Origin of the sequence: Akkermansia sp. KLE1798 (assembly GCF_001580195.1) — a bacterium.
Classification (GTDB): Bacteria; Verrucomicrobiota; Verrucomicrobiia; order Verrucomicrobiales; family Akkermansiaceae; genus Akkermansia; species Akkermansia biwaensis.
Genome location: NZ_KQ971094.1, coordinates 87,726 through 96,697, shown reverse-complemented (window position 1 = coordinate 96,697; position 8,972 = coordinate 87,726). Strand labels below are relative to the sequence as shown.

Genomic DNA, 8,972 nt, shown 5'->3' with positions numbered 1-8,972 from the left:
TTCAATCCACGCCCTCCTTGCGGAGAGCGACGCGTCGGCTTGTATTCGGTAATGACTTCTCGGCGTTTCAATCCACGCCCTCCTTGCGGAGAGCGACGCGGGAATTGAGAGAAGAAGCGGAACAGGGAGGATCGTTTCAATCCACGCCCTCCTTGCGGAGAGCGACTGCCCCAACGGTACATGTTGTTAATCAATCATGCAAGCGGGGCTTCGCGCCAACTTCACGAAGACGGCACATCACATACCGTCTTCTCTTCATCATGTTTGAATGTCAATCTACGTTTTCCAATGTCTTACAAGAATCGCCGACCTCCCGGCAATTTGATGTAAGCTTGGGGTTGGCGCAAAGACCATGTCAAACAGCGCTCAAATGATCAACGGCCCGGAAATGTCATAGCTCTTTTCCTTGCCTAATTGTTCGATTTTGTGATGCCAATTGGACCCCATGTGGTAAATCCGGAGGCTGTCGCTGTCCTGATCAATAATTTTAAGCAACTTGCTCCTGATGTCAACCAATTGGGCCGGAGAGACCTCGCATTCAAACACAGAATTCTGTACTCTCTGCCCGATGTTTTCACAAGCACGGGCAACCCGCCTCAGGCGGCGCTGGCCGGCCTTGTCTTCCGTAACAACATCGTAGGTGATGAGAATATACATGGAAAGAAAGCATTTATTTGCCAATAAACGGAGGATAACAATCCATATCTCCGCGCAGATGGCGCGCCAGCAACAGCGCCTGAATATGGATCAGCAGTCCCAGCGTGGTTTTCTCCTGGAGGAAAGGATGAACCAGAACGGTTTTCTTGCGTTCCTGCCATGCGGTCAGAACTTTTTTACGGGAATCCTCCTTCAAAAAGACGGCTCCGGATTCTTCCCTGTCAAAGTCGTCTGAAGATATCTGCCTGCGGTTAATCAGAGTCAAGGCCAGACGGTCCGCCAAAGGAGCCCGGAATTCTTCCATAAGGTCCAATGCCATGCCGGGGCGTCCCGGACGATCGCGGTGCAGAAACCCTGCAGCCGCGTCAATCCCGGAGCTTTCCAAGGCGGACCTGGCATCATGGCACAACAAACTGTACAAAAAGGAAAGCAATGCGTTGAAACAGTCCTTTGGCGGTCGTCTGTTGCGGCCTTCAAATACCAATTCCGGATCTTCCGTGCGCTGGCAGTGGGACAGGCAGGAAAAATACGTTTCCGCCGCGGAGCCTTCAATTCCCCGCAGAATGTCTCCGGAAACGCACCCGCGGGCCATGCGGCAAAAAGCAGCCAGCCGGTTCACTTCTTCCGCAAGATTTTTCCCGTAGGTCCTCTGTGCCCTCAACAGCAAGTTGCGGCAATTGGCGATTTTTGCAGCAATCATTTCCCGCGCCACTCCAACCCATTTTGCCTCTTCATCCGCCCAGCGGTACTGTTCGCGGCGCAACAGGATGTTTCCTTTCATGAATCCCTGCACGCCAGCCAGGAATTTACCGTAAGGATTGCAGAACGACAGGGTAATTCCTTTTTCCGCACAGGCCCCCATCAAATACGGGGACACACCGATATCCCACCCCAGCGTGACGATGCCTTCCAGATTATGAAGAGGGATCCGCAGCAGGCACTGACCTTCCGAATTCACTTTTACAGTATCTCCGTCCTTGGACAGCCAGCATCCTTCCAGCGTCACGAACAATGTATTTAAATGCTTCTTCATAAATCATCAGCTTCCCACATATTCAGACTTTCCTCAAATACTTCGTCCACACGGTCCTTCATTCCCTGCCTGCGTTCCCGGCATACGTCCGGAAGGCAGTCGTTGACCAGGGAACAGGATTTGCAGGCTTTGGAATATTGGGGCAAAGGCGTTACCACTCCGGTCAGAATATCCCTGGTCTCCCGAATAATCCGAGACGTCAGAGAACGCAATTCATCATCAAACGCCACCTCATGCCTCCTCTGGGTTTTCCCGTAAAATAAAAAACCAGCAGGAATGGCCATTCCGAACATTTCCTCGAGGCAGAAGGCCTGGGCGCATACCTGTACTTCGTCCGCACGGTGCGGTTTTGGCTTGCCTACCTTGTATTCCACCGGAGTCATGGATATGGGAACGCCGCCTTTTTCAGCATAAACAGCCTCCACAACATCCGCAATGCCGTGAATTCCCCATTGGAGGGAGGAAACATGCAGGGACCGCAGAATTTTCTTTCGTCCGCGGTTTTCCGTCATGCCGGAATCCGCCCGTTCATGAAATACATTCCCTTCCGCCGTAAACTGGTTGTCAGCCCACACACATTCCAGATGAATCAGCGCGCACTGCCTGGGACAGTACAGATAATGCTGCAATGCCGCCAAGGGAACGGAAAAGAGAGTAGGTAACATCCAGTAAATTTGTTTGAAAGTGTTACTATTGCATAAAATAATAAAAAATCAATTCATACCTTGAAAATCCCATGGGAAAGACTATTCTGATTTTCCGTACCCAAATGGAAAGGATACAGGGAACATGCTAGCACGACCCGGACAGACAATAGAACAACATACATATGAGTGTATTGTAGGAGCTTCGCTCAACGCCTCAAAAATAGGTTTGGCAAGGACGGCTGCTCTCATTGGAGCGTTCCATGATTTTGGAAAATGGAGTGATGCCTTTTATGACTATATGGAAGCTATTGCCTCAGGGCAAGATCGTACTCGGAAGGGCTCCATCGATCATTCTACGGCAGGGGCACAACATTTATGGCGTTATTTCACAGATGAACGGCAAGCAATAGAGCCCTTTGAAAGATATTGGGTTCAAATAATAGCCCTCTGCTGTCTTTCCCATCATGAAGGGTGCCTGATTGATAACTTAAAGACAGAGGGAACAAATCATTTCAAGGCGCGCATTACCAAAGACGTCCGGCAATCCTACTATGAAGAAGCCTGGAAAAATATACCGGCAGAAGAAAAGGCCCGGATGCACGAATTGCTTTCAGACCCGGCATTAAGAGAAGAATGGCGTTCGTTTGACGCCCTACTCCGGAAGGGTGAAAAAAAACTTTCCTCCAAGGAAATAAAATACCGATATGGCCTTTTATCCCGCTTTTTACTGAGTTGTCTTGTAGATGCCGATCATTCCAGTGCGGGGGGCGAACCGATTAAAGCCGTACCTACGCCTCCATGGGATAAAATGTTGGCAAATCTGGACAGATACCTGGCACGCCTTGCCTCACGAGGAATGATTGATGATTTGCGGGCAGAAATTTCCCAGCGCAGTTTCACCGCCGCTGACCGTCCTCAAGGCAAGTTTTTGATGACACTCCCCACAGGAGCCGGAAAAACTTTGGCAAGCCTGAGATTTGCATTGGCTCATGCCCTGAAGCACCAGCTGGACCGGCTAATTTATGTCATTCCCTACACTTCTATTATTGATCAGAATGCAGCCACTATCCGCGAGGCATTGGGAAATGAGTTCGCCGACCTTATCCTGGTTCATCATGCCAATGTGCTGGTGGATCCAAAAAACGATCTATCTGAAGAAGAATTCTACCAGGAGGAAAAACGCCGTTATAAAGCAGGATGTACGTGGAAACCTCCCGTCATCCTGACAACAGCAGTACAGTTTCTACAGACGCTGTTTTCCAAGGGTAGCAGCTATGTGCGCCGTATGAACAGTTTGGCCAGCTCCGTGATGATTTTTGATGAAGTACAAGCACTTCCCTTAAAATCGACCTACCTGTTGACGTCTGCATTAAATTTCATGGAAGAAGTCATGGGATGCAGTCTTGTTTTATGCACGGCCACGCAACCCATATGGAGCCAATTGGAAGACGAAAACTGGCACTTAAGACTGAATCCGGATCCTCATATCATTCCCGACTATCAACGGTACTTTGAATTGTTTTATTCCAACCGCCGGATCGCTGTGAATATGATTGAAGAATCCGAAAAATGGAAGCTGCAGCAATTTGCCGATTTTGCTCTAAAACAAGCTCACAGCGGGAGAAACACCTTAATGGTTGTTAATACCAAAACATTTGCCCGCAATTTATATGAGGCGTGTGGAGACGTACCGGACGTGCAAATCTACCATTTGAGTACGAACATGATTCCACAGGATCGCTCAAATATCATCACCAATAGAATAGACAGGCAATCTCTTAAAACGGCTAAAAAGATAAAAAAGCCCGTTTTGTGCTTCAGTACGCAATTGATTGAAGCGGGCGTGGATGTAGACTTTGATGTGGTTATTCGCAGTGCAGCCGGGTTGGATTCTCTTGTCCAAGCCGGAGGACGCTGCAACAGAGATGCGCAACTGAATAAAGGAGAAATTTTTGTCGTTTTTCCATCGGAAAAATTGGAAAATACAAACAAACTGGAAGAAATCAACATAGGTAAGTCTCTTTTAAAAACGATTCTCCCTGATGTACAAGGCAATGCCAACTTACTCATGGAAGAGAACGCCTTGAACCTTTTTTATCAATATTATTATTCCAAAAACAATGAAAAGCTGGATTATCCTTTGAAAGCCAACAGTTATACTATGATGGATCTTCTTTCAACGAACAGCACCATCAAAATGGAGGCTCAGCGGATCCAGGCCGATTACTCCTTTATGCTTCTGCACCAGTCCTTCCAGGAGGCAGCAAAAAATTATCAAGTCCTGGAAGGTTTATCAACTCCTGTCATTGTGGGTAAACAAAAAGGTGCAGAAATCATTGAGCATCTGCGTGCCTTGGCACATCCCCACTCCAAGGAAGAATGGGAAGCAGTCCGAAAGTTGCTCAAGGAAGCCATGGAATATACTCTCTCCTTAAACTATACAGAGAAGGATATCAATGCCATGCTTGCAAGCGGCATCATTGCCTTATTGCCCACGGATTATCCTGTCTATATACTTTCAAAACATCATTATGATGAAAAAACTGGTTTTTCATGGTCAAAGTCGGAACCATATGCTAAAAACCCGAACGGTCTTACCGTTTAACCTATCTTATCATGGGAAATAACATAGAATATCTGGTATCAGGGAAATTAGCCTTATTCACTGATCCCCTTACCCGCATGGGCGGTGAAAAATGCTCCTACCATATCCCCACCTATGAAGCATTAAAAGGGGTGACCAAATCCGTCTACTGGAAACCCACCATTAATTGGGTCATTGATGAAGTACGCATCATAAATCCTGTCCGTACTTTCGCAAAAAACATGAAACTGATCAAGTATCATGAAAGCGGCGCCGAATTATCCGTATATACCTATTTAACAGACGTTTCCTATCAGGTACGGGCTCATTACGAGTGGAATCTGCTTCGCGATGATATGAAGGCGGACCGAATTGAAGGCAAGCATTCCGCCATTATCCAGCGCACGCTGGAAAAGGGCGGAAGACGCGATATCTGCCTGGGTGCGCGCGAATGCCAGGCTTATGTGGAACCGTGCCGGTTTGGAGAAGGCCCGGGAGCGTATGATGATATTCCGGAATTAGCCTTTGGCGTTATGTTCCATGGATTTGATTATCCGGATGAAACAGGAAGAGAAGAATTGGGAGTACGGTTCTGGAAACCTGTCATGAAGAATGGGATTGTTAAATTCATTCGTCCCGAAGAGTGCAAAATAACCAGAGTTGTCCGCAAGATGAAGGCTAACCCTCCACGATCATGTGGTGTAAATGATTTATCTTTAGAAGAATAGAAAGTAAGGTGAACAATGAACTGGATGGAAGCTTTATATAAAACATATGAAGATAATGCCCAATGGACAGGCTTGAATTCTTCGGAAGAGAAAAATTCAAAAAAACGAACAATCACCCCGTTATTTCCGCTTTATCATGGCAGCCAAAATGCCCAGGTAACAGTTGTACTGGACGGTACCGGTGCATTCAGACGAGCGGAGGTAGTCCCTGCCGGGAACCAGCAGACAATCATTCCCGTTACTGAAAAGTCGGGAGGCAGAACCAGCGGATTGTGTCCCCACCCCCTTTGTGACAAATTGCAATATGTAGCGGGAGATTTCACCAAATGGACAGGTAATACAAAAACTGGATACAAAGAATATCTCAACCAACTGAAGCGTTGGAAAGATTTTGATCCTTCCAATACAACGCTTTCTTCCATCTTTTTGTATGTATCCAAAGGCTGTCTTTTGGAAGACCTCGTCAAATCAGGGGTTCTTCCTGTGAATGAAACTTCTGGTACCTTGATGAAAAAATGGATGGGAGAAAAGAATGACGCACCGGAGATTTATGAGGCTCTTGGAGCTGTTGGCATGGATGCCCTCCTGATCAGATGGCGTGTGGAAATTCCCGGAAACCTTATCCCGGATGTATGGAAAAACAAGGAAATGTGGGATTCCTGGATCAGATTTCAAGAGTCACAAGAACAAAATACAGGTCTTTGCTATGTAACAGGTGAAATAACTAATTTGGCAATACAACATCCAGCATCTATCAGAAAGGCTGGGGACGGTGCTAAAATTATTTCCTCCAACGATACTAATGGATATACTTTCAGAGGAAAATTTAATGATTCGACTGAGGTTTGCAGCGTAGGGCGCGAAGTCTCTCAGAAAGCCCACAGTGCCTTGAGATGGCTCATTTCTAACCAGGGATGGAGAGATGATTCCCAAGCAATTGTAGCCTGGTCATCCAAAAGCTTTTTCATGCCCCATCCATTGACTGGCACAGAGGAGTTACTGGATATTGATCCTGATGAAGAACCAGAGGTTGCTCAATATACCGCTGAAAAAATTGGAAGGAAACTTAGAACGAAAATTTCAGGCTACAAAGAAAAAGCAGCTAATATCAGCAAAGTCTTTATTATGGGACTAGATTCTACCTCTAAGGATAAAGGACGTCTGTCCATCACCTTCTTCAATGAGATGGACTCAGTCGAATACTGGAATAATATTGAGCATTGGCATACTGAATGCGTGTGGAAGCTATGGGATGACAAAAACAAGTTGCGGTATGTTGGAGCCCCCTCTCCTCGAACCATTGCCGAAGTAGCTTATGGAAAATCCGTAGATGAAAAATTGCGCAGGCAAACAGTCGCACGCTTACTTCCCTGCATCATTAAAAAAAGTCCCATACCCTCCGATCTCGTGGAAGCTTGCATACATCAAGCCTGTAACAGAAATGGCCGGAAATCCGAGGAATGGAATGTTGCCGTCAATACAGCGTGCGCTTTATTTCGATACCGATTTAACTCAACTAAAAAACAACACTATTATACCATGAGTCTGGATAAAACCATTACAGAACGGGGATATTTATACGGAAGGCTGCTCGCCGTGGCGGAATTGCTGGAAAAAACCGCCCAGAAAACTTCCTCTGACACGGAACGTCCCACGAATGCGGAAAAACTGATGCAGCGCTTCAGCATTCATCCGCATTCAACGTGGGAAATACTGCGCAAAGCATTAGACCCCTATTTTCAGATTCTGACCAAAAATGAACCTGGGTTGAAATTCTACTACGACAGGGAATTAGCAAGTATCCATGCCCTTTTCGATCGAAACGACTTCATCGACGACAGCAAGGTATCAGGAGAATTTCTTCTTGGATACTACTGTCAAAAATCAGAAATGTTCCCTAAAAAATCTTCTGAAAAAGAAAAGGAAAATTCCCAACCTAAAGAATAAACATTATGTCACTACAACATAAGATAGACTTTGCGGTGATTTTCACCGTAAAAAATGCAAACCCCAACGGAGATCCGTTAAATGGCAACCGTCCGCGCACCACGCTTGACGGGAATGGAGAACTTTCTGATGTCTGCTTGAAACGTAAAATCCGCAACAGGCTTCTTGATTCGGGAGTGCCTATATTTGTTCAATCAGACGATCACAAGGTGGATGAATGCAAAACATTAAAAGACAGGGCCTCCATCCTTCTGGAAGGAAAGAAAACCAAGGAGGAACAAACAAAGCTGGCCTGCGAGACTTGGTTTGACGTACGCGCTTTCGGCCAACTGTTTGCTTATAAAGGTACCGGGGAAAAAAAGAACGACGGCGTTTCTCTCGGTATTCGCGGCCCCGTCACCGTTCAGGCAGCTTTCAGCGTAGAACCTGTGGAAATCACCAGCACCCAAATCACGAAAAGTGTCAGTGGGGAGGGAGATGGAAGCAAAAAAGCATCTGATACCATGGGGATGAAACACCGTGTAGATCAAGGAGTCTATGTATTTTACGGGGCCATTTCCCCACAGCTTGCCTCCCTGACAGGTTTTAGTGATGAAGATGCAGAATTATTAAAAAATACCCTTCCCTTTATGTTTGAAGGAGATGCCTCTTCCTCCCGGCCTGAAGGAAGCATGGAAGTGAAGAAAGTGATCTGGTGGAAACATTCCTGCCCAGCAGGTCAATATTCTTCTGCAAAAGTCCATAGAAGCCTCATTGTCAACAATGATGGCACCTATGAATTGAAAGAACTTCAGGGATTGACCCCAGAAGAAATTGACGGATTTTAATCTCTCCTGCCCGGCCTATTTTCATTGAAAATAGGCCGGCCTTTAAATTTCACCTATAATTTGGACTTAACCTTTCCCTGTAAACTGGCCCTTGTAGATAAAATGGGGGTTATATTTATTTCTTCATACTATAATATGGCAAATGAGTCACCCACTCTTTCCAGAACAATTCAATACTTTTTATTAAATACCTCCGTTTTTAGAAAATTTTATTGAGGGGACTCATTGTTTTAATAGCATTTCAGATTCTTTCTGTCTTGTTATATCAATACATCCCGTGAGGATGCGGCTGTCCAGCTTTTTGATCCTGGAAGCCTTTTTTGAATTTCAATCCACGCACCCGTGAGGGTGCGACAGGACGAGGACATCCTGGACATCTGGCCATGTTGGTTTCAATCCACGCACCCGTGAGGGTGCGACGAATTGGAAGCCCGGAGGGCAAAATTGCAGAAGGTTTCAATCCACGCACCCGTGAGGGTGCGACTGCCGACCGGGGCCGGACGATGCCCGGAAGTGGTGGTTTCAATCCACGCACCCGTGAGGGTGCGA

The 8,972-nt window shown here is 46.4% G+C and carries 7 protein-coding genes and 1 CRISPR repeat array; of the genes, 4 read left to right on the top strand and 3 right to left on the bottom strand.

Annotated elements, in window-relative coordinates; all coding sequences use genetic code 11:
- Positions 1-366: 366 nt before the first annotated feature.
- From cas2 to cas4, 3 genes are read right to left on the bottom strand one after another with little or no spacing between them, the layout of a single operon-like run.
- A complete protein-coding gene (gene cas2, locus HMPREF3039_RS10895) occupies positions 367-657 on the bottom strand; it encodes a CRISPR-associated endonuclease Cas2 (RefSeq protein WP_067573023.1) in 291 nt (96 codons plus the stop codon).
- 13 nt (positions 658-670) lie between these two features.
- Entirely contained in the window at positions 671-1,690 is a 1,020-nt protein-coding gene (cas1c, locus tag HMPREF3039_RS10890) for a type I-C CRISPR-associated endonuclease Cas1c (RefSeq protein ID WP_067573021.1), read from the bottom strand.
- A complete protein-coding gene (cas4, locus tag HMPREF3039_RS10885; protein WP_067573019.1) occupies positions 1,687-2,355 on the bottom strand; it encodes a CRISPR-associated protein Cas4 in 669 nt (222 codons plus the stop codon). Before cas4 ends, cas1c begins: the two co-directional genes overlap by 4 nt.
- Before the next feature lie 124 nt (positions 2,356-2,479).
- On the opposite strand from cas4, the gene HMPREF3039_RS10880 reads away from it, so the two are divergent.
- The 4 genes from HMPREF3039_RS10880 to cas7c are packed head-to-tail and all read left to right on the top strand — an operon-like array spanning position 2,480 to position 8,423.
- Complete coding sequence (locus HMPREF3039_RS10880) at positions 2,480-4,942, top strand: CRISPR-associated helicase/endonuclease Cas3 (RefSeq protein WP_067573017.1); 2,463 nt, start codon at positions 2,480-2,482, stop codon at positions 4,940-4,942.
- Between the two features lie 11 nt (positions 4,943-4,953).
- Positions 4,954-5,649, top strand: a complete 696-nt coding sequence (cas5c, locus tag HMPREF3039_RS10875; RefSeq protein WP_067573015.1) for a type I-C CRISPR-associated protein Cas5c — start codon at positions 4,954-4,956, stop codon at positions 5,647-5,649.
- 15 nt (positions 5,650-5,664) lie between these two features.
- Positions 5,665-7,596 carry a type I-C CRISPR-associated protein Cas8c/Csd1 gene (gene cas8c / locus HMPREF3039_RS10870; RefSeq protein WP_067573013.1) on the top strand — a complete coding sequence of 644 codons (1,932 nt, stop codon included), beginning with the start codon at positions 5,665-5,667 and terminating at the stop codon, positions 7,594-7,596.
- 5 nt (positions 7,597-7,601) lie between these two features.
- A complete protein-coding gene (gene cas7c, locus HMPREF3039_RS10865) occupies positions 7,602-8,423 on the top strand; it encodes a type I-C CRISPR-associated protein Cas7/Csd2 (protein ID WP_067573012.1) in 822 nt (273 codons plus the stop codon).
- Positions 8,424-8,746: 323 nt separating this feature from the next.
- A CRISPR array of direct repeats spans positions 8,747-8,972; the repeat unit is 31 nt; unit sequence GGTTTCAATCCACGCACCCGTGAGGGTGCGA.